This window comes from Haemophilus parahaemolyticus (assembly GCF_002015035.1).
Classification (GTDB): Bacteria; Pseudomonadota; Gammaproteobacteria; order Enterobacterales; family Pasteurellaceae; genus Haemophilus_A; species Haemophilus_A parahaemolyticus.
On the sequence record NZ_MUXY01000014.1, the window covers coordinates 56,579 to 83,323 of the forward strand.

A 26,745-nucleotide genomic window follows, 5' to 3' on the forward strand; every position below is an offset into this window, starting at 1 on the left:
TATCAGATTTTGACAAAATTTTTGAGAAATTCCCTTTTTCTGCTCAAATTTTTGCAAATTCCTCAGTTAAAATTTGCAAAATTGGGATGATATCTTTAAACTTTCGGATATTTTTGTGTGTTTAATTAAAAGAACTTTGTTATGACCGAATCTCGCATCACACTTTCAACAGATACACTCTCGCTAGGACAGCAACTCAAGCAATCGCGTGAAGCTCTGCAATTATCTATTGAAGATGTTGCACAAAAAACAAATCTTAAAAAATCGCATATTGAATCGCTCGAAAACGATATTTTTATTTTGCAAAATGTAGCACCAACCTTTGTGCGTGGCTATGTGCGTAACTATTTACGTTTTTTACGGTTGCCAGAAGATCTGGCTTCAAGCGTAAACTATGGCGAGGTAAAAATTCCTAAAGAAGTGCTGCATAAAACTTCTGCTGGAAAAGTGATGCAAAAATCACAAAATTTATGGGTAAAATATCTCACTATTTTTGTGCTATTAGCTGCGATTGGTATGACGTTGCTTTGGTGGTGGCAAGATTACCAACAAGAGCAAGAAAACCGCGAGCAGTTTGTAAATAATGCTGTGCTAGTTGAAACAACGCCTGCAACGAATAATGCGATTGAAATTACTTCACAGGAGACACCAACTGAACCAACAGCTCAAACTGCGGCACAAGCGGTCGAAAATGCGGAAAACATTGCACCGGTGGTCGAGCAAACCCCAGCTCAAGCACAGTCTGAAACCTTTGCTACGGTGGCAAATGTTGAAACGAATACAACACAAACTACACCAATCACTGCAACAGATGTGTTGGCTCAATCTACTGATGAAAATGCCCCAAATAGGGTAGCTCCAGTAGCGGAAACTGCCATCGGGAACGATGATTTACGCATTGAAATTACAGGCAAAGAGAGTTGGATTACGGTAAAAGGTAATCAGAGCAAGAAAAGCTTAGCTGAAAAATTATATCACAATGGTGAAGTACTGACTTTCAATGGTAACGAGCAATACCGCTTAACCATTGGTGCACCTGCGAATGTGAAAATTTATTATAAAGGGCAAGAAGTGCCGCTTAAAATTGATGGACGTGTGGCACGTATTAAGCTGCCATTAGCACAATAAGGGTTTGAATTAAATATGTCAGCAGTACAACATTCTCCGATTAAGCGTCGTGAGTCAAAAAAAATCTGGGTGGGCAAAGTGCCTGTGGGGGGCGATGCACCGATTTCTGTGCAATCAATGACCAATACTCGCACTACTGATGTGGAAGCGACGGTTGCTCAGATTAAATCGTTAGAAAAAGTTGGGGCGGATATTGTTCGTGTTTCTGTGCCAACCATGGATGCAGCTGAAGCATTCAAAGTGATTAAACAGCAAGTGAATGTGCCTTTAGTCGCAGATATTCACTTCGATTATCGCATTGCTTTAAAAGTGGCGGAATATGGCGTAGATTGTTTGCGTATCAATCCAGGTAATATCGGGAACGAAGAGCGTATTCGTGCGGTAGTGGATTGTGCAAGAGATAAAAATATCCCCATCCGTATTGGGGTAAATGCAGGCTCGCTTGAGCGTGATTTGCAAGAAAAATATGGCGAACCCACACCACAAGCTTTGCTTGAAAGTGCGTTACGCCACGTGGATATTTTAGATCGCTTTAATTTCGATAATTTCAAAGTAAGCGTAAAAGCCTCTGATGTGTTCCTCGCGGTCGAATCTTATCGCTTACTTGCAAAACAGATCGTGCAACCTCTGCATTTAGGTATTACTGAAGCAGGCGGTGCTCGTGCAGGTTCGGTGAAATCAGCGATTGGTTTAGGCTTATTATTATCAGAAGGGATTGGCGATACCTTGCGTATCTCTTTAGCTGCAGATCCTGTGGAAGAAGTGAAAGTCGGCTTTGATATTTTAAAATCGCTCCGTATTCGTTCACGCGGTATCAACTTTATCGCTTGCCCAACTTGTTCACGTCAAGAAATTGATGTAATTGCGACCGTAAACGCATTAGAACAACGCTTAGAAGATATTTTAACGCCAATGGATGTATCAATTATCGGTTGTGTGGTAAATGGGCCAGGCGAAGCATTGGTTTCTGACTTAGGCGTAACAGGCTCAAACAAAATGAGTGGTTTTTACTTAGATGGCGTGCGTCAAAAAGAGCGTTTTGATAACGACAAATTGATCGACCAGTTAGAAGCCAAAATTCGTGCTCGCGTGGCTGAACAATCACAACGTATTATGATTACTCCAGCGTAGTTTATCTATTTATTTTGCCTAATTCATAGGCATTAATTCAAAATTAAAAGGACAATATTGTGGCAAAAACCATTCAAGCAATTCGTGGAATGAACGATTGCTCTCCAACAGAATCTCCATTATGGCAATGGATAGAGGCTAAAGTACGTCACGTTCTGGCAAGCTATGGCTATTCAGAAGTTCGTATGCCCATAGTAGAAAGCACGCCACTTTTCGCGCGTGCGATTGGTGAAGTGACCGATGTAGTTTCAAAAGAAATGTATACGTTCTGGGATAATGATGAACAATTAACACTCAGACCAGAAGGCACCGCGGGTTGCGTACGTGCAGCGATTGAACGTGGTTGGATTTATAATAACGAGCAACGTTTATGGTATATGGGCCCTATGTTCCGTCACGAGCGTCCACAAAAAGGGCGTTATCGCCAATTCCACCAAGCAGGCGTGGAAGTGTTCGGCATTGCAAATCCTGAAATTGATGCGGAATTGATTATTTTAACCGCTCGCCTTTGGAAAGAATTAGGCATTGATCAACACGTTTCACTGCAATTAAATTCAATCGGTTCACTTGAAGCACGTTCAAATTACCGCTCCGCTTTAGTATCATTCTTAGAAAATCATCAAGATTTAATGAGCGATGAAGAAAAAGAGCGTTTAGTAAAAAATCCATTGCGTATTTTGGATACTAAAAATGAAGTGCTTCAAGAAGTGCTAAACGGTGCACCAAAACTGTTGGATTATTTAGATGATGATAGCCGCGAACATTTCAGCCAGCTTTGCGGTTTATTAGATACAATGGGCGTGAAATACGAAATCAATCCTAAGTTAGTACGCGGCTTAGATTACTATAACAAAACGGTCTTTGAATGGGTGACTTCAGCATTAGGTGCACAGGGTACGGTTTGCGGTGGTGGTCGTTATGATGGCTTAGTAGAACAATTAGGCGGACACGCAACACAAGGTGTCGGTTTTGCGATGGGATTAGAGCGTTTAGTATTGCTCGTGCAAGAGGTAAATAAAGAAATTGCTCTTCCACAAGCGGTCGATTTATATCTTGTTTATGCAGGCGAAGGCACAACATTAAATGCCTTCCAAATTGCGGAACAAATTCGTACCGAATTACCGCAAGTACGCGTGATGACACATTGCTCTGGCGGTAAATTTCAAAAACAATTTAAACGTGCTGATAAAATCGAAGCTAAATATGCATTAGTGATTGGTGAAAGCGAAGTACAAGCGAAGACTGTTGTCGTGAAAGATTTACGCAATGGTGCAGAGCAAATTACGATTAGTCAGGCAGATTTAATTAATACCTTAAAAACATATTTTTAATAGGAAATTTTAATGAGTAGCGAATATCTTAATAAAACCGAAGAACAGCAGTTCGAAGAAGCAAAGAACTGGTTTAAAGAAAATAGCACACCTATTTTATTAGCTATTTTTGTTTTTGCTACAGCAAGTTTTGGCTGGAACTTCTGGAAAAGTCATCAAGCTGAATCAGCGATTCAAGCTTCGATTTCTTATCAAGCAACAATGGAAGCTTATGAGCAAGACCCTGTGAAAAATCAACCGCTTGTAGCAAAATTCTTAGAAGAAGCGAAAGGCACGAACTATGCGATTTTTATGCAACTTGAAGAAGCGAAAAATGCAGTGGTAAAAGGAGATTTTGCTGCCGCAAAAAGTCAATTACAAGCAGCTTTAAATGAAGTGAAAGATCCTTCATTACAATCGATTATTCGCTTTCGTTTAGCAGCGGTCGATTTCCAATTAAAAGAATTTGATTCTGCTTTAGCTAACCTTGAGCAAATTAAAGATCAAGCGTGGGACGCACGTAAACAATTATTTGTAGCAGATCTACTTGCGGCAAAAGGCGATAAAGAAGCGGCAAAAAGTGCTTATGAGCAAATTAAAGCGAAGACCTCTGGACAAGAACGTGAGCTTATTGAGCTAAAAATCAATAATTTATAAGTGGATAAAGGGAGATTATGTCAGTAATCTCTTTTTTGTGGATATTAGGTATGGGGTTTTTAATAGAAAATCATATGGGTTCAACTAATAAATTATTATTTCCAACTTATGAGCAAATGTATCCAGAATCAAATAATCGTCCTTTTCTCAAGCAAGTGAGAGAAAAGTTACGTTATTATGGATACTCTTTTTTATATAAGAAGCAATGTAAAAGTTTAGTCCGATTTTTAAATGAAAATCCTCAATGGCAACCTCTTTTTACGCAATGCTATTATCGCTTTAATGCGTTATTACAAACTTATTGTGATCAACGTTTTTCAGCTTCACAACGATTAACAGCGATAATTGATCATTTTCAGATTGCAGAGCGTAAATTAGGAACAGCAGTTTGCCAACAATTATTAAAGGAACATTCGATTTTATTAAGCGAATTGCCAGAAGGATTAAATCTTTATCTCAATATCAATAGTATTGATCCTTTTGAAGGCTATTTTTCGCTGAGTATTAGAGATCAGGAGCAAAAGCGAATTTATGATGCTTCTTTTACTTTTTTAGATAGAAATAAGTTGCTCATTGCCTCTATTCAAGGACCTGCTGGTGATAATGCTCAAGATAGAGTAAGAAATGCGACAAAAGCAATGTATGGCATTCGTCCGATGTTTATGATTGTGAATGTGTTTAAAATATTAGCGGAAAAATGGCAATGTGAATTAGTCGGCATTTCTCATAAAGCACAAGGTAAATATCGGCTTTCCGCTCGAAGTAAAATTCTGTTTAATTACAATGAATTTTGGCAAGAAAATCAGGCTAATTATCACAATGGTTATTGGTTCTTGCCACTGACGATTGAGAGAAAATCATTAGACGATATTGCAAGTAAAAAGCGTTCTATGTATCATAAACGCTATGCAATGTTGGACAAGATTTTATCTGATATTCAACAGTTTTAAATAAGATGTCTTTGGAGGTTTTATGAACTACAATCAATTGCTTGCTCAAACTAAACAAGAACTTTTTGGTGGCTGGAAGCCATTTGAAGCCGCTTGGTTGCTGCTCTTTATTGCAGTACAAATTGGAATTTATATCTATAATCCTGATTCGATTTTAGGGATGGTTTCAGGCATTGCAGGGATTATCTGTAATGTATTCGTGAGTAAAGGGAAGATCAGTAACTACTTCTTCGGGCTAATTTTTGCCTATACCTATTTCTATATTTCGCTTGGTGCTAACTTTTTAGGCGAAATGAATACCACACTTTATGTCTATATTCCTGCTCAATTTATCGGCTATTTCTTATGGAAAGCTAATATGCAAAAAGAGCAAAATAGTGCTGCGGTAATTGCCAAAGCCTTGACGGTTAAAGGATGGATTGGTTTGCTTGCTTTCTTAATCATTGGTACTTTACTTTTCGTTGAGCTGCTTAATTATTATGGCGGTAGTTCCACCGGTTTAGATGGTTTAAGTACTATTATTGTGATTGCAGCACAAGTTTTGATGGTGTTACGCTACCGCGAGCAATGGCTACTCTGGATTGTGCTTAACATTATCTCTATTGCACTTTGGGCAGAAAATACCTCAATGTATGTGATGTATTCCGCTTACTTACTTAATTCGCTTTACGGTTATTACAACTGGAGTAAATTGCAAAAAACAAATAACTAAACGTAGAGAAGGCTTTAGTCCGCCATATCTATTGTTTGGCGGACTGACGCTCGCTCTACAACTTTTGATTATCTATAATATGCCAAACACAATTTTTATTTACGCAAAACAACTTTCTCACCACCAAATTGATCAATTTAGCCAGCAGATTTTAGCAGAATGTGTCGGGCAAATAGGCTATTTAGACTCCCAAATTGCATTTTTTGAAACAGAATCGACCGCTTGTCAATACAAAGAAATCGCTCGCCAATTAAATGTTGATCTTGCAGATTTAACAGAAATACCTGATTTCAATCAACAAGGCTTGTTGCTTATGGATATGGATTCGACCGCAATCAAAATCGAATGCATCGATGAGATTGCAAAATTGGCAGGAACAGGCGAAGTCGTTTCAGCAATTACCGCAAGTGCAATGCGTGGTGAGTTAGATTTTGAACAAAGTTTACGCAAACGTGTGGGTACGCTTGAAAATTCTCCAGAAAGCATTTTGCAAAAAGTGCGAGAAAACTTACCACTTATGGATGGCTTTAAAATGTTGGTGCAGACGCTTAAACAACAAGGCTGGAAGATTGCCATTGCTTCTGGCGGTTTTGATTATTTTGCGGACTATCTCAAAGAGACTTACGGCTTAGATTATGCCGTCTCAAACCAGCTGGAAATTATCGATGGCAAACTCACAGGCAAAGTGCTTGGCAAAGTAGTGGATGCACAATATAAAAAAGAGACACTTGAAATATTGGGAAAAAAATACCAAATTCCAGCCAGCCAATGGGTTGCAGTAGGTGATGGTGCGAACGATTTACCGATGCTCAAAACCGCCACTTTAGGCGTAGCACTGCACGCTAAACCCAAAGTACAAGAACAAGCGAAATTTGTGGTAAACTTTGCAGACTTAACAGCGATTTTATTGTTGTTAAATGCAAAAACTATTTTTGATAAATTAAGAGGAAAGTAAAATGCCATCTTTTGACATTGTTTCAGAAATTACCTTACACGAAGTGCGTAATGCGGTGGAAAATGCTAACCGCGTATTAAGCACACGCTACGATTTTCGCGGTGTAGAGGCGATAATCGAATTAAATGAAAAAAATGAGACTATCAAAATTACAACCGAATCGGATTTCCAATTAGATCAATTGATTGAGATTTTAATTGGCTCTTGCGTAAAACGTGGTATTGAGCATAACTCTCTTGATATTCCATCTGAAAGCGAACATCACGGCAAACTTTACAGTAAAGAGATTAAACTAAAACAAGGGATTGAAACCGAAATGGCGAAAAAAATCACGAAGCTGATTAAAGATGCAAAAATTAAAGTACAGGCACAGATTCAAGGCGATCAGGTGCGTGTTACAGGTAAATCTCGTGATGACCTTCAATCTGTTATTCAACTGGTGAAAGGTGCAGAATTAGGACAACCGTTCCAATTCAATAACTTCCGAGATTAATAAACAAGCGGTGAAATTTTCTCTTAGATTTGCAAGATAACAGAGAAATCTCACCGTTTTTTTCAAACTGGAGGAAAGAAAAATGAGTGATGAGAAAAAAAGCTGGTTTAAGAAAACATTAGAAAAATATGATCAATTTTGCGAAGAACTTGGCGTCAATCGTGGTGCCTGCAGAGGTTGCGTCCCCGTTGCAAAATTTGATCCTGAGCCAGAAAGTCGAATGAAAAAGGAGAAAAAAGAAGAATAGTAGACAAAAGAGTTGATAATGTTTGTTTGTATAAGAGCAGACTTAATCTGACAAATCACAATAAAAAGTGAGAGTTTCCTGTTTAGAATATGAGTGTCAAATCAATTTAAACAAAAAAGGAAACTCTCATGTTTTATTTTAATAACCTTCTTATTAAACTCAATACTGGTTTATTCCATTTATCCGAAGAATAAGGTGGAATTGAAGCTTGCTTAATCAAAATCAACGTGTACCTAACCTGAAATACTTGATGAGGAGTTGAGCAAGTCGCGGGTGTAATTTACCTTAGATAATCCTACTTTTGGATAGGCTTGTGTTAGAAATGAACTGAGTAAACAAGGTATTTTGGTTTCGCAGGCATGGTGTATTCCATTTAGTTAAGACACAATTTAGTTTATTTCAAACCAAGATTAATCGCACTTGAGAAGTCGATTGTAGAAAAAGCATTATCTTAAGTGAGTCGTAAGCATAATCCTTAGAGAGCAAAAAAGAAGATGGCATCACGTTGGGATATTGAAATGGCTCACTTGGGTTACTTCGGTTCTCAAAATCCTTCTATGTAGCCAACCTCAAAGGCACAGGACATCTTACCAGTAAACCTTTATTAATACTTATTAAGGGGCTATCCTAGATAGCTTACTTAAACTTACCTTAACTTATTGTTTTAAAATGGAAATTTGAGTTTTTAAATCTCTGTGATTAAAATGCTATTTACATTCTTTTAAATATAACCCAAAGAGTGCTTTGGGGATGTCATTAAACTTTAGTAAATAATGTTTTCTCATTTGGCTATCTTAACCTAAATAGAATTTTTAGTCGTTAGTTTGTTTCTATACAAAGAAATAAAGCCCTGATAAACAGGGCTTCATTTTTAATAAACTAAGTTTCTATAAAATGTAGAAATTAGTATTCTAATACTGCACGACGGTTTTTCGCGTAGTCAGCTTCAGTATGACCTAAAACTGCTGGTTTTTCTTCACCGTAAGATACGGTTGCAACATTTGATGCACCTTGTTGTGCTAAGTAGTTTTGTACTGCGTTTGCACGACGTTGACCTAATGCGATGTTGTACTCTGGAGTACCACGTTCATCAGCGTGACCTGCAACAGTTACGTTTGCTTTAGTTGCTTTTAATAATTCTGCGTGAGCATCTAATAATGTACGGTATTCACCTTGAATATCGTATTTGTCAAATGCAAAGTACACAGTGTTGTAACGAGTTTGTAAATCTTGTGCAGACATACCACCAAATTGTTGTGCTGCATCATTTGCATTTGCATTTGCTGCTGCGTTGTCTGAAGATGAGCTACATGCCGCTAATACGAAAGCTGGCGCCGCTACCATTAAAACTTTAGCTAGTTTTTTCATTTTATACTCCTAAGAGAAGATTATTGTTTAGTTAAATACGGTGACCAAGCAGGGAACTTATATTGCCCTCCTGCACCAGGCAGATTTGCTTTAAAACGACCGTCTGCGGACACCAATTGTAGCACTTTACTCGTACCTTTGGTAGAGCTATAAATAACCATAATGCCGTTTGGTGAGATACTTGGGCTTTCATCTAAAAACGTTGAACTTAAGACTTCCGTGCCACCCGAAGTGAGATCACGTTTTACCACTTTATCTCCAGCAATCATGATTAAATTCTTGCCATCAGCAGATGACTTAGCTGCATAGGAAACACCGCCTCCTACATTGCTTACACCACCACCTGATGCACTCATTCGATAAACTTGTGGTGAACCTGAGCGGTCTGAGGTGAAGTAAATTGAACCACCATCTGGCGACCAACTTGGTTCAGTATTATTTCCTGCATTTGCAGTTAATTTACTTGGCGTACCACCACCAGCACCAACAACATAAATATTCAATTCACCATCTTGGTTAGATGCAAAAGCAATTTTTGAACCATCTGGTGAGAATGCTGGTGCACCATTATGTCCTTTTAATGCAGCTACGACACGACGGCTACCCGAGCGAAGATCATGAACAACAACTTGTGCTTTTTTATTTTCAAAGGTCACATACGCTAATTTACTACCATCTGGTGCCCATTCTGGTGACATTAAAGGCTCTTTACTTTTAACTACGCTAAAAGCATTGAAACCATCGTAATCAGAGACGCGTAACTCATATGATGACACACCACGTTGTACTACATATGCAATTTTTGTTCTAAATGCACCACGAATTTGAGTGATTTTTTCAAAGACCAAATCACTCACAGTGTGAGCACCTTGACGCATTTGTGCCGCTGGCACATTAAATGCACCTTGATCTAATACAGTAGCAGGTGAACTTAACGTATCAACTAATTGGTATGCGACATTATAACCACCACCCACTGGCGTTACTTGTCCGACCACTACCATATCTACACCAATATCAGTCCATTGTTGTGAAACTACTTCACTTGCGGAACCTGGTTGAGCAGGCAGTTTAGCTCGATCAATAGGAGAGAATTTACCACTGTTACGCAAATCGTCAGCAATAATTTGACCTACATCTTCGTTAGCACTACCTTTAAAAGGAATAACAGCGATTGGTTGAGCCATACTCACACCTTCGTCTACCGAAATCACCACATCCGACTCGGCTTTAGCAATGTTAGCACTACATAAGAATGTAAACACGCCCATTATACTCGCTAAATGCGATTTAAACTTCATTTTTTAACCTCTAGGTTATTATAAAACTTTTAATCCAAATTTGATGATTGGCGATTTATAAGTATTATAAGTCGGATCATCTTTTGCTTTTGGTACACTTTGTGCACGAGTAATAGCCGCTACCGCAGCACGACAAATATCTGGGGGACCAGAAATCACTTCGTGACTTGAAATACGTCCATCTCGTTCAATGTTGATTTTTACGCGGCATTCACGACCACTAAAGCTTGGATCAACTTGATACTCGCGTGATAATTTTTGTTTAATTAAACGTTCATAACCACGGTCTGCTGTACCTTGTCCATCGCCAACTGCTTTACCGTTACCATTACCCGAAAGGCCAGCTGAATTTTTGTTTCCCCCTTTCGTGGTTGAGCCGCCACCAATATCGCCACCTGATAAGAAATCATCTAGTGCTTTATTATTTTTTGCTCTTGCTGCGGCTGCTTTTGCTTCCGCATCTGCTTTAGCCTTAGCATCTGCGGCTGCTTTTGCTTCCGCATCTGCTTTAGCCTTAGCATCAGCGGCTGCTTTAGCCTTAGCATCAGCGGCTGCTTTAGCTTTCGCTTCTGCAGCAGCTTTCGCTTTTGCTTCTTTTTCAGCCTTCTCTTTAGCCTCTTTCTCAGCTTTTGCCTTCGCTTCTGCTGCGGCTTTTTCTTTGGCTTCTTTTTCCGCTTTTAGTTTCGCGTCTTGAGCTGCTTTTTCCTTAGCTTCTTGTGCTTTTTTCTGCTCTTCTAATTTCTTCTGCTGTTCTGCTTTTTGAAGGGCTTCTTTCGCTTTACGCTCTTCTTCAGCTTGTTTTGCTGCTGCCTCTAAACGTTTTGCTTCAGCTTCCGCTTTTAGGCGAGCTGCTTCGGCTGCTTTTTTACGTGTTGCTTCTTCTTTCTGTTTTTCAAGCTGTTCTTGTTTTAACTGCTCTTGACGTTGCTGCTCTTTTTTCAATTGTTCTTGCTTGATTTGCTCTTGTCGTTTTTGCTGAGCTAACAATTGAGCCTGACGTTGTTCTTCTAAAGCCTTTTCTCGCTCCTGTTTTTCAGCAAGTTCGGCTTTAGCTTGTTTAACTTCTTCAGCAACCTCTTCTTTTACATCTTCGACAGGTTTTGTCTCTTCCATAGGTTTAGGTTGAGCATTCCCTTTTCTATCTGATTGTAATCGACTATATTCTGCAGCTACCTGCCCCGTATCGACCATTACCGCTTCAAACTCTTCACCATCTCCACCATTACCGCCTGCAGCAGGAGGTAATGTGATATTTGTAAACAAAGAGCCTAATAGAAGCAACCCAATTAAAAGGGCATGCAATAGTAGGGAGAGAATGATTGCAAATTCAAGTCTATCGTTTTGAGATCTCACACGTTATCCTTGATGATTATTAACCTTGAGTCATTAAGCCTGCTTTTTCAATACCTGCTTCTTTTAATAATACAATACCCTTAATCACTTCTTCATAAGGCACGGTTGCATCACCAGCAACTAAAAAAAGCGTGTTTTCATCTTTTTTAAATTCTTCACCAGCAAACGAAATCACTTCTTGATCGCTGAGTTCTTCGCCATTACTACCAGTAACAAAGTTACCACCAACTTTTAATTTATATAAACCGACACCTGCCACTTGTAAAATCACAGGAGTTTTATCTTCATTGGACACAGATTGGCTATGTTTATCTTCTGGTAAATTAACTTCTACGCTTTGGCTAATCACTGGTGCTGTTGCCATAAAAATAAGTAAAAGCACAAGTAAGACATCCAAGAACGGAACAATGTTAATTTCAGATTTAATGTCCTTACGTTTACGACGGTAAGACATACTTCCTCTTTTTTAAATTATGGTTATCACTAACATTTTGTACTAAGCGGTCATATTTTTATCGCGCTTTTCAAAATATTTACAAAAACGACTACTTATTTTCATTTATTTTTAGAGAATGCTTGACGATGTAAAATCGTTGTAAACTCATCAATAAAGTTTGCGTAGTTTTGTTCTAATTTATTCGCACGTAAGCTTAAACGGTTATAAGCCATTACCGCAGGAATTGCCGCAAATAAACCAATTGCGGTTGCAATTAACGCTTCGGCAATACCTGGTGCAACTGATTGAAGGCTAGCTTGTTTTACTGCACTTAATCCCATAAATGAGTGCATAATCCCCCAAACAGTACCAAATAAACCAATGTATGGGCTAATAGAACCAACTGTACCTAAGAATGGGATATAGCTTTCGAGCGTTTCCACTTCACGGTTTAGTGCGAGGTTCATTGCGCGGCTTGTTCCTTGAATATTTGCAGCTGGCATATCTGGGCTTACTTGTTGTAAACGGGTAAATTCTTTAAATCCAACATAGAAAATTTGTTCTGAGCCGCTTAATTTATCACGACGATTTTCTAATCCTTCGTGTAAACGGTTTAAATCTTCACCAGACCAAAATTTATTTTCAAAAGCGAGTGAGCCTTTTGCAGCATTCGTTAAATAACGACTACGTTGAATAATCACAGCCCAAGATAATACTGAGAAAGTGATAAGAATAAGCATAACGATCTTAACGACGATACTTGCTTGTGCAAATAACGAAATTAAGTCAAAGCTAGTTTCTTGCATTGAAAACTCCAATAATGATAATGAATTAGTGAGATGAATCCATTGCATCACGAATATTTTTCGGTATTGCTATCGGTTTCATTTTAAGTAAATCGACACTTGCTACACTTACAATAGCATGGCTTAGACAAGCTTGATTACGCCAAAGTTTCTGTTCAAAAATAATGCTTGCTTTCTTTATTTCTTTAATTTCTGTTTCAACTGAAAGCAAATCATCTAGGCGTCCAGGCATTTTGTAGTCTATTTCTAATTTCTTCACAACAAAAGCAATATTTTTCGATAACAATGATTGTTGAGAAAAGCCTTTATTGCGTAAAAATTCAGTTCTTGCTCGTTCAAAAAAACAGACATAGCTTGCGTGATAAACCACGCCACCTGCGTCTGTATCTTCATAATAAACTCGAATAGGAAAATGCATATACCATCCTATTTTGTGTTCTTTCGTAAACGTCCATTTTTTAGACGATTTTGGTTGTCTATTTTATTCAGTTAAAAATGCTAGTGCAATAGTTTTTGCAATTTATTTTTATGTAAAAATAAAAGCTCACTTCTTTTTATGATTTAACTCAAAAAAAGGATGCAAAGCGAAGGAATAACAATCGCATAACCCATTAAAGGCAGAAAAACAAATTGCCAAATTTTACTACGGATTTCAAAGCCAATGCCATGAATCCATAAAATTCCCATGCCATAAAAAGCTAATAATGCAAAGTAAGGAATTTTTCCGCCAAAATAGATCCCGAAAGCAGTCGATTTTAATAAAATCATTGCAAATAGACCGCTTGCGAGAAGAAAAGAAAGGGCTTTTAGCAAGCCCTTTGAAGTTAAGTGATATAACAAATGAATCATAGATTATTCGTCAAATTTACCTGTTTTCTCAATCTTTGTTGTAATAAATACCGCAAAGTAAATTGCGAGAAACATACCAAAAAACCAAGTTAAATAAAACATAATTGCTCCTTAGTATGCTGTAGCGTGATTGTCTTCAATAAATTTTGCATCAAGACGACCAAACATTTTGATGTAAGACCAAATAGTATAGAACAATATGATTGGTACAAAGAAGCACGCTGCATAGAACATAATGGTTAAGGTGTTAAGGCTTGCAGTTGAATCCCAAACGGTTAAGCTCATTTCTGGGTGAGAAATTGAAGGCATAATGAATGGGAACATTGATACTGCCGCAGTTAAAATTACACCGATTTGCATTAAAGATGATGCAAAGAATGCAGTACCTGAACGGTTTGCTTTAGAAGCTACGATGGTTAATAACGCACCGATTACCGCGATTGCAGGTACAATCCAAAGCACTGGCATTTCAGCATAGTTTTTAAACCAAGCAGATGTTTCAACCGCTACAGTTTTGTTGCTTAATGCAGAAACTGCATTGTGATCTAATTGGCTTGTGATCACGAAACCTTCTTTGAAGTATAACCAAATACCAGCTAATACAAATGCGACTAATGTTACGGTTGCTGCAAATTGTGATACGCCACGTACACGGTTGCGTAATTCAGCCGTGGTTTTCATTTGTAACCAAGTTGCCCCTTGGGTGGTTAGCATAAATAAGCTCACTACACCACATAATAATGCGAATGGATTTAATAAGCCTAAGAATGTACCTGTGTAAGTCACTTGGTTTATGTTGTTAAACTCAAATGGTAAGCCTTGCAATAAGTTACCGAACGCTACACCGAAAATTAGTGAAGGTACGAAACCACCGATGAATAATGCCCAATCCCAAGCATTACGCCATTTTGGTGAATCAATTTTCGCACGATATTCAAAGCCCACTGGACGGAAGAATAATGCCGCAAGCACTAAAATCATCGCTAAGAAAAAACTTGAGAATGAGGTCGCATAAACAGTTGGCCATGCAGCAAAGATCGCACCACCACCTGTTAACAACCAAACTTGGTTACCATCCCAGTGTGGGGCAATTGAGTTGATCATCACACGGCGTTCTGTGTTGCTTTTACCCACAACAGGTAAAAGGGTTAATACGCCCATATCGAAACCATCTGTAATCGCAAAACCGATTAACAATACAGCAATTAAGATCCACCAAATAAAGCGGAGAACTTCATAATCTAACATTGCCTACTCCTTATTTTGCAGATTGCTCAAAGTAGTATTTACCTGTTTTTAATGCACTTGGACCTAGACGACCATATTTGAACATTAAATACATTTCTACTACTAAGAAGATTGTATATAAACCACATAATAAACCAATTGCAGTCCATAATTCAGCCACAGTTAAGTGAGATGCTGAAATACCTGTTGGTAACACTTCATAAACTGCCCAAGGCTGACGTGCAAACTCAGCTAAGAACCAACCAGCTTCAATTGCAATCCATGGTAATGGCATAGACCATAATACCGCTTTAAGTAACAATTTGTTTTTGCCCACGGTGCCACGGAAGTTAAAGAAGAATGCTAAGCCAATGATTAAAGACATTAGCATACCAGAGCCAACCATCACGCGGAATGCCCAGAAGTTAGGTCCTACGTTTGGAATAGTTGCATCAGCAGCTTTAATGATTTGCTCTTCTGTTGCCGCTGCAATATTATCGCCTACGTATTGTTTTAACAATAAACCAAAGCCAAGATCTTTTTGAACTGCTTGGAATGCTGCTTTTTCTTCTTCTGTATAATTACCAGAACGAAGTTTTTCTAATAAAACAACCGCGGTAGCACCGTTACGTACACGCTCAACGTTTTCTTTACGAATATCATTTAAACCTTTGATTTCAGTATCTAAAGAACGTGTTGCAACTAAACCGCCAAGGTATGGAATTTGAATTGCAAAGTCGTTTTGACGAGCTTCAGAGTTTGGAATTGCAATCGCATTAAATGCTGCTGGTGCTGGGTGAGTTTCCCATTCAGCTTCCATTGCTGCCAATTTCACTGGTTGTGCTTTACCAATTTCATAACCAGATTCATCACCCATTAATAATACGGAAAGAATCGCGAATAAACCAAAACTTGCACCTACAGAGAATGAGCGTTTAGCAAATCCTAAGTCACGACCTTTTAATATATAATAAGCACTGATACTTAATACAAAGATCGCACCACAGGTATAGCCTGCAGTTACAGTATGTAAGAATTTACTTTGAGTCACTGGGTTTAAAAGAAGATCAGTAAAACTGGTCATTTCCATACGCATTGTTTCAAAGTTAAATTCTGAACCTACAGGGTTTTGCATCCAACCGTTAGCCACTAAGATCCACATTGCAGAGAAGTTAGAACCAAATGCCACACAATATGTCGCTAATAAGTGTTTTTTCTTAGAAAGACGATCCCAACCAAAGAAGAATAGACCTACAAAAGTAGATTCTAAGAAGAACGCCATTAAACCTTCTAATGCTAAAGGTGCACCGAAGATATCGCCCACATAGTGAGAGTAATATGACCAGTTTGTACCAAACTGGAATTCCATGGTAATACCAGTCGTTACCCCAAGAGCAAAGTTAATACCGAATAACTTACCCCAGAATTTAGTCATATCTTTATAAACTTCTTTTCCTGTCGTTACATAAAGTGTTTCCATCACTACAAGCACAAAAGAAAGACCTAATGTAAGCGGCACAAATAAGAAGTGATAGAGAGCAGTTAAAGCAAACTGCAAACGCGAGAGTTCAACAAAGTCTAACATCTCAAACCTCTTCATCTTGATAATATGAAATATGATTAATTATTCGATACCGAATAATGCCCCACAAAACTTTGACCCAAAGCAAAGATCTACCCTACAAGGTAATCAGAGTTTCAAGAGCCTATTTTACCTGTTATTGATAAAATAAAAAACAACCCCAATTAACAAAGGATTAACCTTTTTTGAAATCATTAAACTTTTAGCTATATTTTTTTATGAATTAAGAAAACAGATTAAAAACTTTACCTCTCAAGAGGTAAAGTTGAGTTTTTTCTTTGAGAAAGATCAAATAAAATCTGCTTTTTACCTGTGAAATCTTGCTGACTTTTGCAGTAAAGCGTGCTAATCTCTTGAATATTTAATTATTCCCTATTTAATTTAAAAGATTTTAGCTATAACAGAAAAAGGTAAAATTATGCTAAAAAAATGTTTCTTACTCTGTTTTTCTCTTTGCTTAGGCACAACGTTTACCATTTCAGCTCAAGCAGAAGTAAAAACCTCCACTTTGATAATTGAAAAACCAGAAAGCATCAAACTTACGCCAGAATGTCAAAATATGTTTAATGTTGCAAATACGCTGATTAAAGATGCAGAAAAACAACCTGGTACACACACACAAGTAAAACGCTTGAAAAATCAGCTCTCTGCAAGCAAAAAACAGCTACTTGCAATGGAAACGACCTTACAACAAAAAAGTTGCACGAAAGGTTTAAGTGCGTTAAATACATTAAAAGAAAAGCATTAATCTAGTAACACAAAACGGCTAAGTATATATTTTGTTTAGCCGTTTTCTTTAGCAAACTAATGTAGCTAAAAAAATCACAATTGTTAAAAACTCAAACATCCCCACTTTTTTTACATTCCAGCCTAATGTTGGCACAATAATTGCTCGTGCCAATGCAAACAAATAAGCGGTAAAAATTGCATTTTCATTTGTAAATAAGTAAATCAAACTAAGTCCTAAATGTATGCCAATGCTCAGTTCAGCATAAAGTGGTTTTTTTCGTTCACGAGCAAGGCTTTTGATATAGAAAGTAGTTGCAATAAAAAACAGTGTTGGGTGAATAAGAAAGACAAAATCGACCGCTTGCATGCTTAAATAATAGGTCGCCATTCCAACCACACCAAAGGTAAGAATTCCTGCAATATCATTGAGTAAATGGCGTTCATTGCGCTGTTTAGCAAAATAGAATTGCACTAAACCAAGCGGTAGTAAAGGCAAGGCAAAAAGCAAAACTAAAGGTTGAGAGAGTAAGACGGGGGAGGCAAAACCAAGGCTTAAAATGAAATAAATAACCGCCCAACGTTTATTTTTAGCCGTCGGTTTCTTGCTAAACAGCATAAAGAACGGGTAAGAGAAAAGGTAAAGAAAAAGCCATGCAAGACCAAATAGAAAAAGCGACCAATTATACTCTTTTGCTTGGATAACTGCATAGAAATAAGGCAAAAATGCCATGGCTAACGCACCGTGCTGATTGGAAATAACAGGTTTCTCGTTTAACATTCCTAATCCCTAGAGATTTACTCAACTATTAAAAATATGGAGGATTATCACTCAAATAATCCCCCAATACAACAAGCATAGATTTATTTTAAACGAAAAACCTTGACGTTATTAAAACCATTTTCTTTCAAATATAACGCTTGTAATTTGCTCATTACCCCACGTTGGCAATAAAGTAAGTAGTTTTTAGTTTGATCTAATGCTGTAAATTGGCTTGAAAGTTTATAGAACGGTAATTCTTTCACTTCCACATTATCCAGTTCTAACGGTGCTTCATCAGTTTCTTCAGGGCTACGAATATCTAAAATTACATCGTTTTCGCCGAGTTCAGTCGTTGTTTCAACAGAAACCACTTCTTTTTCAGTTTGTTGTGCAATTTCACGAATATCAAGGAATTGGGCATTTTGCACTGCTTGTTCTAACACTTCAAAATTGAAATGCCCTTCCTCTTCAACGATTTTGCTTTCAATCGCTTTCACTGTTGGATTTTTGGAAATTACGCCACAGAATTCTGGCATTGATTTGGCGATGTCATCCGTGCCGATCTCTTTTGCCATTGCGATAATTTGTTCTTTATCGTGGGTAATCAGCGGACGTAATACCAGCGTATCTGAAGCCTTATCAATCAAGCGTAAATTGGTGAGTGTTTGGCTAGAAACCTGCCCTAACGCCTCACCTGTAACAATCGCTTGAATGTCAAAACGCTCGGCAATTTTACTTGCCGCACGTACCATCATGCGTTTTAACACTACGCCCATTTGCCCGTTATCAACTTTTTCTAAAATTTCACCGACTACGTTTTCAAAGTTAATTGCCACAAAACGCACTTTATGAGAAGTACTATAACGACTCCAAATGTGATATGCCATCTGTTTCACGCCGATTTCGTGTGCTGCACCGCCCAAGTTGAAGAAGCAATAATGCACGCGTGAACCGCGACGAATCAACATATAGCTAGACACACCCGAATCGAAGCCGCCCGAGATTAAAGAAAGCACATCTTCTTGCGTACCGATCGGGTAGCCGCCAAGCCCTTCGTGGCGTGCTTTTACCAGCAACATTTTGTCGTTATCAATATCAATACGCACCGTTACATCAGGTTTCGTGAGCTTAACGCTTGCCGTTTCGATACGCTGATTTAAGCCACCGCCCACATAACGTTCTACGTCTAATGAGCGGAATTCATGTTTACCTTTACGGCGAACACGCACGCAGAAGGTCTTACCTTCCAACTCTTCACGCACTTGGGCAAGCGTTTGTTCAAAAATATCGTGCATAGTTTCAAACGGATATTCTTCCACTTCTAAAATATGGTGAATACCTGGTGTGCGTTTAAGCAGATCCAATACCATTGGAGCTTCTTCTGCCACTTTGGCTCGTACTTCAATGAAATCCCAGTTGCGAATAACCGCAACATTTTCAGTTTCACGCAACAACACATTACGAATGTTTGAGGTAAGAATTTTGATAAAGCGTTTACGCACGGAATCGCTTTTAATCATAATTTCAGGGAAAAGTTTGATAATAAATTTCATAGTAAGATCAAGTTTTTAATGTAAATGTCATAAATCCTAAAACAAGTAATTATGTGAATTATAACATACTTTCGACATTCTCGTTTCTTTACATAACTTTTACAAAGTAGATGGCTTAACTATCGATATGATAAAATTCGAACACTTTTTAATAAAGCGGTTAAATTTATGACTAATATTGCAATTATCCCTGCACGTGCAGGATCAAAAGGTATCTTACACAAAAATCTACAACCTGTTGGAGGTTATTCATTGGTTGCTCGAACTATTATTGCAGCTCAACAAGCTAATGTTTTTGAGCGTATTATCGTTTCTTCAGATGGTGATGAGATACTAAAGGAAGCTCATAAGTTTCAGGCGGAAGCAATAAAGCGTCCAGGTGAATTAGCTCAAGATAATTCTCGTACAATTGATACGATTTTACATACGTTACGGACGTTGAATATTACAGAAGGAATTTGTACTTTATTGCAACCAACAAGTCCTTTGCGTAGTCACTTAGATATAAAGAATGCGATGGATATGTTTAAAAATAGTGGAGTAAAATCTGTTATTTCTGCTTGTGAATGTGAACATCATCCGTATAAATCATTTAGTTTGGCTACTAACGGAGAAATCTTATCTGTCCGTGAAATTAGCGATTTTGAAGCTCCGCGCCAGAGTTTGCCAATTATGTATAGAGCTAATGGAGCAATTTATATCAATGACACAGCCTCATTATTAAAAGAAAAATGTTTTTTCATTCAGCCAGCAAAATTTTATCTTATGCCAAGTTACCGCTCCTTAGATATTGATGCTAAGCAAGATCTAGAATTAGCAGAAATTATTGTTACTCAAGAAAATTATCTATAAGAAAACCCCGAGCATCATAAAAATGATGATCGGGATTTAATTTTATGAATTAAAATTATTTCGTATAAACTGGTAAACGTTTACAAATAGCTAATACTTTTTCTTTCGTTTCAGCAATCACTTGCTCTTCGTTTTCTTTGCCTAATGCATCTAACACATCACACATCCAATTGGCTAATTCACGTACATCGTTTTCATTAAAACCACGACGGGTAACAGATGGTGTACCCACACGGATACCTGAAGTTACAAATGGTTTTTGTGGATCGTTTGGTACTGCATTTTTATTAACGGTGATGTTTGCTTTACCTAATGCCGCATCCGCTGCTTTACCTGTTAAACCTTGTTTGATGAAACTTACAAGGAATAAGTGGTTTTCTGTGCCGTTTGATACCACATCATAGCCACGTTGTTTGAATACTTCTACCATCGCTTTCGCATTTTTGATTACGTTAGCTTGATATTCTTTGTATTCTGGCTCTAAGGCTTCTTTAAAGCATACTGCTTTTGCTGCAATGATGTGAACTAATGGTCCACCTTGATTTGCTGGGAATACTGATGATTGTAATTTTTTGTAGATCTCTTCATCACCACAAGAAGAAAGAATTAAACCACCACGTGGGCCGCCTAATGTTTTGTGGGTTGTAGTTGTAACAACGTGTGCGTGCGGTAATGGGTTTGGGTATAAACCTGCCGCGATTAAACCTGCAACGTGTGCCATATCAACGAATAAATATGCACCGACTTCGTCTGCGATTTCACGCATTTTCGCCCAATCTACGACTTGAGAGTAAGCAGAGAAACCTGCCACGATCATTTTGGGTTTGCACTCTAATGCTTTTTGGCGAACATCTTCGTAATTGATCACACCATCTGCAGTAATACCGTAAAGCACAGAGTTGTAGATTTTGCCAGAGAAGCTTACTTTGGCACCGTGCGTTAAGTGACCGCCGTGGGCTAGATCCATACCTAAAATGGTATCACCTGCGTTGATCAATGCACCGTAAACGGCAGCGTTCGCTTGTGAACCAGAGTGCGGTTGTACATTCGCATAATCTGCACCGAATAACTCTTTCGCGCGGTCAATTGCTAATTGTTCCACAATGTCTGCATATTCGCAACCGCCGTAGTAACGTTTGCCTGGGTAGCCTTCTGCGTATTTGTTAGTGAATTGAGAGCCTTGAGCTTCCATTACACGTGGGCTTGCATAGTTTTCTGATGCGATCAATTCAATGTGTTCTTCTTGACGACGATTTTCATCTTGGATTGCTTGCCACAAAACGGGATCGTAATCTTTAATATTCATATTAGCTGTAAACATTCAAGCCTCCTGTAACTCGATAAATTCAACTTAAAAATTCGATTTTAGTAAAAATGCTTTTACGCAAACGTTTTCGTTTTAAAAAGACAACGCATTCTACTCATTTTTCACAACAAGCGGTAGCTTTTTTCGAATAATTTGCGTGTTAAATCTTCATAATCACTATGAAGAATAATCATCTTTATATAAAACTACATTAGAATAATTTACTTGCCCAGCCTAGTTTTGAGCCAAGCACGGTAAAATAATTATAATCATTGAGATGCAATAAGTGCAATTTATCTGTACTTTTTCGCACTATTACGCGATCTTCTGCGGTAAATGGCAATACTGTTTGCCCATCGCAACTCACTTCTAAATGTGGTTGATTATGTTGAGAAAAACGCAAAGAGATATGGCTATCGCCATCCACAACCAATGGGCGTGAAGAAAGCGTATGTGGATGCATTGGCACAAGGGCAATGGCATTCATATTTGGGGTAAGGATAGGACCACCAGCCGAGAGAGAGTAAGCGGTTGAGCCTGTTGGGGTAGCAATAATCAATCCATCAGAACGTTGAGAAAAAGCGAATTTGCCATCAATATACACTTCAAATTCAATAATGCGTGCCACTTGGCTTGGATGAGCAACCACTTCATTAAGTGCGTTGCTTGAGGCAATAATCTTGCCATTACGTTCAATATGAGCTTCTAATAAAAAACGTTCTTCGATCAGAAACTCACCTTTTTCAAGGCAACTATAAAGCTGTTCAAAAGCCGTTTGTGGTGCAATGTCGGTCAGAAAACCAAGATTACCGCGATTGATACCGATCAACGGTACTTTATATTTAGCGAGTGCTCTAGCCATACCAAGCATATTACCATCGCCGCCAATGACGATCACAAGGTGAGTATTTTCGCCAATCGCTTTCAATGAATATCCTTCTGTAAGGTGTAATTGCTCGGCAATTTTCTCTTCGACTAATACATTATAATGGCGATCTTTCAGCCAATTATAGACCGCCAAATGGGTTTCTAAAGCACTATCATGACGAGGATTGCCTACAATGCCTATAGTTTGGAATGATCTTTCTAATTTACTCATTTTGCTAATCCCGTTTTTTTGCCAATAACCACCAGACAATAGTTAAGCAAATCAAGCTCGGAATGAGTGCACCGATAAAGGTTGGAATCCACGTAAATACTAAGGTCATATTACCGAAAGTAATATTCGAGACATAGAACACGAAACCCGCGATAATCCCGATAAAGAGTTTGGTTCCCATTGCACTGCTGCGAAGCGGTCCAAAAACGAAAGAGATTGCCAATAACATCATTACTGCCATTGAAATCGGTTGATAAACTTTACGCCAGAAGGCAATTTCAAAGCGTTTGGAATCTTGCCCTGTTTCTTTCAAGAAACCCACATAATCAGACAATCCTGAAATAGAAAGAGATTCTGGTTTGAGCGACACGATACCCAATTTACTTGGGGTAATCGTGGTTTGCCACACTTGATCGGCTTCTTTATTTTGCTGGATTTGGTTCTCGCTAATTAGTGATTTTTCTACTTTTTGTAACTGCCATTGATTATCCCTATAAACCGCACGATCCGCTTGTGTGATAGCCTTCAAAGCTTTGTTATCAAAGTGATAAATCGATACGCTGTTAAGTTCGTGCTCATTGTTGATATGGCGAATATAGATAAAATCTTGCCCATCTTTTGCCCAGAAGCCACCTGTAGTTGCCAGCATTGAGCCGCCGCTTTGGGCAATTGAACGCATATTTCGTGCATATTGCTCCGTTTGTGGGATGCCCCATTCGCTTAAAAACATGGTGAGAAAAATCAGGGGTAGGGCGGTTTTCATCACCGCTAAACCAATGCGGAAACGAGAGAACCCCGATGCCTGCATTACCACCAATTCACTGCGACTAGCAAGATTGCCTAAACCAAGCAAGCCACCAATTAACACGACTACGGGGATAATTTCTTTAATGTCGCTTGGTAACATCAACAAGGCATAATAAGTAGCGATTATCGCATCGTAGCTGCCTTTACCGACATCTTTGAACTCTTCCACCAATTTCACGATAAAAATTAGGCCACTAATGGCAAGCAGTACGGCAAAAATCATCGCTAAAATGCTTTTGCCAATATAGCGTTCTAAAATATTCATTCCAAAAATTTTCATTATGCCCCCTCTTTTTTGAAAGAGAAGCGATAGCGAATAGCAGACATCCATCGCGTTTCCCAGCTATTCATTACAATGCCAAGTATTAAGAATGCTATCGAAACTGCAGGCATAAAAATAGATGCATCTATCTTGCCCGAAGCCCCAGAGGATTTTAATGAACTTTGCAATAAAAAGTAGATTAAATAGAGCAATACCGCAGGAATAATTTTCGCAAATCGCCCTTGACGCGGGTTTACGCTACTCATTGGCACGGCTAATAATGCCATCAAAGGCACCGCAAACACAAGGGCAAAACGCCATTGTAATTCGGCTTTTGCTTCAGGTGATTTGTCTGCCATTAGGCTAGAAAAATCGGCACGCTGCATTAATTTATCACTGGAGTTTACATCTTGATAGCCCAAATAAGCGGTGTAATTATCAAAATGAGAAATACGGAAATCGGCTGTTTTTGCTGTGCCTTCATAGCGGGTACTCTCTTTTAGAGTGAGCAATTGATCGCCATTCGGCAAACCTTGTAATACGCCTGTATCCGCTACCACCACAGAGGGACGATTTTTCTTTTGTTGATCAGGCTGGAACACATAAATATCATTCAAAGTATTCGCTTCATTATTGATATTCTCAATAAATAATACATAACCACCCGCGGTCATAAATTGGCCTGCTGAAAGAGCTGAAAAACGCGGGTTAGATTTCGCTTCTGCCAAAATTTTGCTTTGCATATCAATTGCCCAAGGGGTGAGCGAAAAGACGTTGTAAGCCGCCAAAGCAGTGGTAAAAATCGAAAGAAATAATGCCACACGAGTCAATAGACCTTGCCCCACACCGCAAGCACGCATCACCGTGATTTCACTTTCCGCATATAAACGTCCAAGGGTAAGCAACAATGCCACAAAGAGCGAAAGCGGCAACATAAATTGCGACAGAGCTGGCATTCCTAAGCCTAATAAACTGAGCACTAAATCGGTTGGCACTTTCCCACTTACGGCAGAATTAAGCACACTAATCAGTTGCTGGCTAAAAAACATCAGTAACAAGATAAATAGAATCGCTATTTGGCTTTTAAAAATCTCTTTCGTTAAATATCGGCTTAAAATCACAATCGGGTTCTCTATAAATTATGCTTGCAATTTCTTTGCAAATCGGTAGTTTATGACCTGTACTTTATGGCTTGGTTCAAGTGGTTGATTTTTTCACTTATTTTGCTAATTTTCGAGTAAAATTGACCGCTTGAAAAAGGTGCTATGATACCTCTTTCTTAGAAAAAAATCACGGGAGCATTTATGGAATTTAATGTAAAAAATGGCAGTATTGAAAAACAACGTACGGGCTGTGTGATCGTTGGCGTGTATGAAACCCGCCGATTTAGCGAATCTGCCGAAGAATTAGACCGCTTGAGCGAAGGCTATTTAAGCAACATTTTACGCAAAGGTGATTTAGATGGCAAAGTGGGGCAAACGCTTCTATTACATCACGTACCGAATGTACCCGCAGATCGCGTGTTATTAGTCGGCTGTGGCAAAGAACGTGAGCTTACCGAACGCCAATACAAACAACTCACACAAAAAGCGGTGCAGGTGTTAAACGAAACTGGAGCAACTGAAGCCGTTTCGTTCTTAAGTGAACTACATGTGAAAGGTCGCTCAACTTATTGGAACATCCGTTTTGCGATTGAAGCCATCCAAGAGCTACTTTACAGCTATAACGAATTTAAAAGCGTTAAACCTGAAACCAAGCGTGAGTTACGCCGTGTGATTTTTAATGTTGCCAATCGCAAAGAGTTAGCTGAAGCAGAGCGAGCTTTAGCTCATGGGCAAGCGGTTACGTTAGGAATAAGTTTTGCAAAAAATGTGGCGAATTGTCCACCAAATGTGTGTAATCCAGCCTATTTAGCAAAATTAGCAACCCAATTAGCCGAAGATTACAACAACATTACCACCACGATTATAGATGAAAAAGCGATGGAAGAATTAGGTATGAATGCCTATTTGGCGGTTTCTCGTGGTTCTGAAAACCCTGCTTATTTGTCTGTCATTGAATTCAAAAATCATCCAAATCCCGATGCCAAACCGATTGTGTTAGTCGGTAAAGGCTTAACTTTCGACTCGGGCGGTATTTCCATCAAACCGTCTGAAGCAATGGATGAAATGAAATACGATATGGGTGGTGCAGCTTCAGTTTATGGCACAATGAAAGCCTTGGCTGAAATGAACTTGCCACTGAATGTTATCGGCGTATTAGCAGGCTGTGAAAATATGCCAGATGGCAATGCTTACCGCCCTGGCGATATTCTCACTACGATGAACGGCTTAACGGTCGAAGTGTTAAATACCGATGCCGAAGGTCGCTTAGTGCTATGCGATACGCTCACTTATGTCGAACGTTTTGATCCTGAATTGGTAATCGATGTCGCTACCTTAACAGGGGCGTGCATGATTGCATTAGGTGCTCATAACAGTGGATTGATGTCTACTCATAATAATCTTGCACACGATTTGCTTAATGCTGCCGAAGAAGCAGATGATAAGGCATGGCGTTTACCACTAGGCGAAGAATATCAAGAACAGCTTAAGTCTAACTTTGCTGATCTTGCCAACATTGGCGGGCGTTTAGGTGGAGCTATTACCGCAGGGCAGTTCTTATCGAACTTTACTAAAAAATATGCTTGGGCACATTTAGATATTGCGGGCACAGCTTGGAAATCAGGGGCAAGCAAAGGTGCAACAGGTCGCCCAGTGCCGTTGTTGAGTCAGTTTTTGATTAGCAAAGCCAAATAGTTAATCATTATAGGAGCAAATTACATTTGCCCTAATGATCTTAATATTTTGGGGTAAATGTAATTTGCCCCTTG

At 38.7% G+C, this 26,745-nt stretch carries 28 protein-coding genes and 1 pseudogene; 12 read left to right on the forward strand and 17 right to left on the reverse strand.

Annotated features, from left to right (window positions below):
• Positions 1-141 precede the first annotated feature (141 nt).
• The 9 genes from B0185_RS08285 (at position 142) to B0185_RS10230 (ending at position 7,583) form a co-directional block, all read left to right on the forward strand.
• A complete protein-coding gene (locus B0185_RS08285) occupies positions 142-1,128 on the forward strand; it encodes a RodZ domain-containing protein (RefSeq protein ID WP_005706156.1) in 987 nt (328 codons plus the stop codon).
• Positions 1,129-1,143: 15 nt separating this feature from the next.
• Positions 1,144-2,259 (forward strand): flavodoxin-dependent (E)-4-hydroxy-3-methylbut-2-enyl-diphosphate synthase, encoded by a 1,116-nt coding sequence (gene ispG, locus B0185_RS08290; RefSeq protein WP_005706215.1) that lies wholly within the window; start codon positions 1,144-1,146, stop codon positions 2,257-2,259.
• Positions 2,260-2,318: 59 nt separating this feature from the next.
• Complete coding sequence (gene hisS / locus B0185_RS08295; protein ID WP_005706174.1) at positions 2,319-3,590, forward strand: histidine--tRNA ligase; 1,272 nt, start codon at positions 2,319-2,321, stop codon at positions 3,588-3,590.
• 12 nt (positions 3,591-3,602) lie between these two features.
• A complete protein-coding gene (locus B0185_RS08300; RefSeq protein WP_005706157.1) occupies positions 3,603-4,226 on the forward strand; it encodes a YfgM family protein in 624 nt (207 codons plus the stop codon).
• 74 nt (positions 4,227-4,300) lie between these two features.
• A complete protein-coding gene (locus B0185_RS08305; RefSeq protein ID WP_078208109.1) occupies positions 4,301-5,176 on the forward strand; it encodes a VirK/YbjX family protein in 876 nt (291 codons plus the stop codon).
• 22 nt (positions 5,177-5,198) lie between these two features.
• Positions 5,199-5,888, forward strand: a complete 690-nt coding sequence (pnuC, locus tag B0185_RS08310) for a nicotinamide riboside transporter PnuC (protein ID WP_005707412.1) — start codon at positions 5,199-5,201, stop codon at positions 5,886-5,888.
• A gap of 79 nt (positions 5,889-5,967) precedes the next feature.
• A complete protein-coding gene (gene serB / locus B0185_RS08315) occupies positions 5,968-6,843 on the forward strand; it encodes a phosphoserine phosphatase SerB (protein ID WP_078208110.1) in 876 nt (291 codons plus the stop codon).
• Between the two features lies 1 nt (position 6,844).
• Positions 6,845-7,336 carry a YajQ family cyclic di-GMP-binding protein gene (locus tag B0185_RS08320; RefSeq protein WP_005705362.1) on the forward strand — a complete coding sequence of 164 codons (492 nt, stop codon included), beginning with the start codon at positions 6,845-6,847 and terminating at the stop codon, positions 7,334-7,336.
• An 82-nt stretch (positions 7,337-7,418) separates the two neighbouring features.
• A complete protein-coding gene (locus B0185_RS10230) occupies positions 7,419-7,583 on the forward strand; it encodes a DUF5363 domain-containing protein (RefSeq protein ID WP_005705353.1) in 165 nt (54 codons plus the stop codon).
• A 710-nt stretch (positions 7,584-8,293) separates the two neighbouring features.
• On the opposite strand, the pseudogene B0185_RS10470 reads toward B0185_RS10230, so the two are convergent.
• The 11 genes and pseudogenes from B0185_RS10470 to B0185_RS08370 all read right to left on the reverse strand — a co-directional run.
• A pseudogene (locus B0185_RS10470) lies at positions 8,294-8,374 on the reverse strand (IS1595 family transposase); the annotation flags it as partial.
• A 112-nt stretch (positions 8,375-8,486) separates the two neighbouring features.
• Positions 8,487-8,951, reverse strand: coding sequence for a peptidoglycan-associated lipoprotein Pal (gene pal / locus B0185_RS08325; protein ID WP_005705364.1), 465 nt, complete (start codon positions 8,949-8,951; stop codon positions 8,487-8,489).
• Between the two features lie 20 nt (positions 8,952-8,971).
• The gene (gene tolB, locus B0185_RS08330) at positions 8,972-10,252 is read right to left on the reverse strand and encodes a Tol-Pal system beta propeller repeat protein TolB (protein ID WP_005705358.1); all 1,281 of its coding nucleotides are present in this window, start codon (positions 10,250-10,252) and stop codon (positions 8,972-8,974) included.
• Positions 10,253-10,270: 18 nt separating this feature from the next.
• Positions 10,271-11,605 (reverse strand): cell envelope integrity protein TolA, encoded by a 1,335-nt coding sequence (gene tolA / locus B0185_RS08335; RefSeq protein WP_039862924.1) that lies wholly within the window; start codon positions 11,603-11,605, stop codon positions 10,271-10,273.
• 19 nt (positions 11,606-11,624) lie between these two features.
• A complete protein-coding gene (gene tolR, locus B0185_RS08340; protein WP_005705361.1) occupies positions 11,625-12,059 on the reverse strand; it encodes a colicin uptake protein TolR in 435 nt (144 codons plus the stop codon).
• Between the two features lie 101 nt (positions 12,060-12,160).
• On the reverse strand, positions 12,161-12,847 hold the full coding sequence (gene tolQ, locus B0185_RS08345) for a protein TolQ (RefSeq protein WP_005705370.1): 687 nt from the start codon (positions 12,845-12,847) through the stop codon (positions 12,161-12,163).
• Between the two features lie 25 nt (positions 12,848-12,872).
• Positions 12,873-13,265, reverse strand: a complete 393-nt coding sequence (gene ybgC, locus B0185_RS08350; RefSeq protein ID WP_005705354.1) for a tol-pal system-associated acyl-CoA thioesterase — start codon at positions 13,263-13,265, stop codon at positions 12,873-12,875.
• 143 nt (positions 13,266-13,408) lie between these two features.
• On the reverse strand, positions 13,409-13,696 hold the full coding sequence (locus B0185_RS08355) for a cyd operon YbgE family protein (protein WP_005705357.1): 288 nt from the start codon (positions 13,694-13,696) through the stop codon (positions 13,409-13,411).
• Positions 13,697-13,699: 3 nt separating this feature from the next.
• Positions 13,700-13,798, reverse strand: a complete 99-nt coding sequence (locus tag B0185_RS08360; protein WP_078208107.1) for a cytochrome bd oxidase small subunit, CydX/CbdX family — start codon at positions 13,796-13,798, stop codon at positions 13,700-13,702.
• A 9-nt stretch (positions 13,799-13,807) separates the two neighbouring features.
• Entirely contained in the window at positions 13,808-14,944 is a 1,137-nt protein-coding gene (gene cydB, locus B0185_RS08365) for a cytochrome d ubiquinol oxidase subunit II (protein WP_005705372.1), read from the reverse strand.
• A gap of 10 nt (positions 14,945-14,954) precedes the next feature.
• Positions 14,955-16,508 carry a cytochrome ubiquinol oxidase subunit I gene (locus tag B0185_RS08370; protein ID WP_005705365.1) on the reverse strand — a complete coding sequence of 518 codons (1,554 nt, stop codon included), beginning with the start codon at positions 16,506-16,508 and terminating at the stop codon, positions 14,955-14,957.
• A 415-nt stretch (positions 16,509-16,923) separates the two neighbouring features.
• Between B0185_RS08370 and B0185_RS08375 the strand changes: the two genes are divergently transcribed.
• A complete protein-coding gene (locus B0185_RS08375) occupies positions 16,924-17,253 on the forward strand; it encodes a DUF5339 domain-containing protein (RefSeq protein WP_005705350.1) in 330 nt (109 codons plus the stop codon).
• Positions 17,254-17,301: 48 nt separating this feature from the next.
• On the opposite strand, the gene B0185_RS08380 is transcribed toward B0185_RS08375, so the two are convergent.
• Positions 17,302-18,012 (reverse strand): YwiC-like family protein, encoded by a 711-nt coding sequence (locus B0185_RS08380; RefSeq protein WP_005705373.1) that lies wholly within the window; start codon positions 18,010-18,012, stop codon positions 17,302-17,304.
• Positions 18,013-18,095: 83 nt separating this feature from the next.
• Positions 18,096-19,547, reverse strand: a complete 1,452-nt coding sequence (gene thiI, locus B0185_RS08385; RefSeq protein ID WP_005705366.1) for a tRNA uracil 4-sulfurtransferase ThiI — start codon at positions 19,545-19,547, stop codon at positions 18,096-18,098.
• Positions 19,548-19,715: 168 nt separating this feature from the next.
• On the opposite strand from thiI, the gene B0185_RS08390 reads away from it, so the two are divergent.
• Entirely contained in the window at positions 19,716-20,399 is a 684-nt protein-coding gene (locus B0185_RS08390; RefSeq protein WP_005705351.1) for an acylneuraminate cytidylyltransferase family protein, read from the forward strand.
• Positions 20,400-20,454: 55 nt separating this feature from the next.
• On the opposite strand, the gene glyA is transcribed toward B0185_RS08390, so the two are convergent.
• From glyA to lptF, 4 genes are all read right to left on the reverse strand, one after another.
• Positions 20,455-21,720: a serine hydroxymethyltransferase gene (glyA, locus tag B0185_RS08395; RefSeq protein WP_005705368.1), complete on the reverse strand. Its 1,266-nt coding sequence runs from the start codon at positions 21,718-21,720 to the stop codon at positions 20,455-20,457.
• A gap of 196 nt (positions 21,721-21,916) precedes the next feature.
• Positions 21,917-22,804 (reverse strand): NAD(+) kinase, encoded by an 888-nt coding sequence (locus B0185_RS08400; protein WP_005705360.1) that lies wholly within the window; start codon positions 22,802-22,804, stop codon positions 21,917-21,919.
• 4 nt (positions 22,805-22,808) lie between these two features.
• Positions 22,809-23,891, reverse strand: a complete 1,083-nt coding sequence (gene lptG, locus B0185_RS08405) for an LPS export ABC transporter permease LptG (RefSeq protein ID WP_005705363.1) — start codon at positions 23,889-23,891, stop codon at positions 22,809-22,811.
• On the reverse strand, positions 23,891-24,994 hold the full coding sequence (gene lptF, locus B0185_RS08410) for an LPS export ABC transporter permease LptF (protein WP_005705369.1): 1,104 nt from the start codon (positions 24,992-24,994) through the stop codon (positions 23,891-23,893). The genes lptG and lptF overlap by 1 nt, the downstream gene beginning before the upstream one ends.
• 183 nt (positions 24,995-25,177) lie before the next feature.
• On the opposite strand from lptF, the gene pepA reads away from it, so the two are divergent.
• A complete protein-coding gene (pepA, locus tag B0185_RS08415) occupies positions 25,178-26,671 on the forward strand; it encodes a leucyl aminopeptidase (protein ID WP_005705356.1) in 1,494 nt (497 codons plus the stop codon).
• Positions 26,672-26,745: the final 74 nt, after the last annotated feature.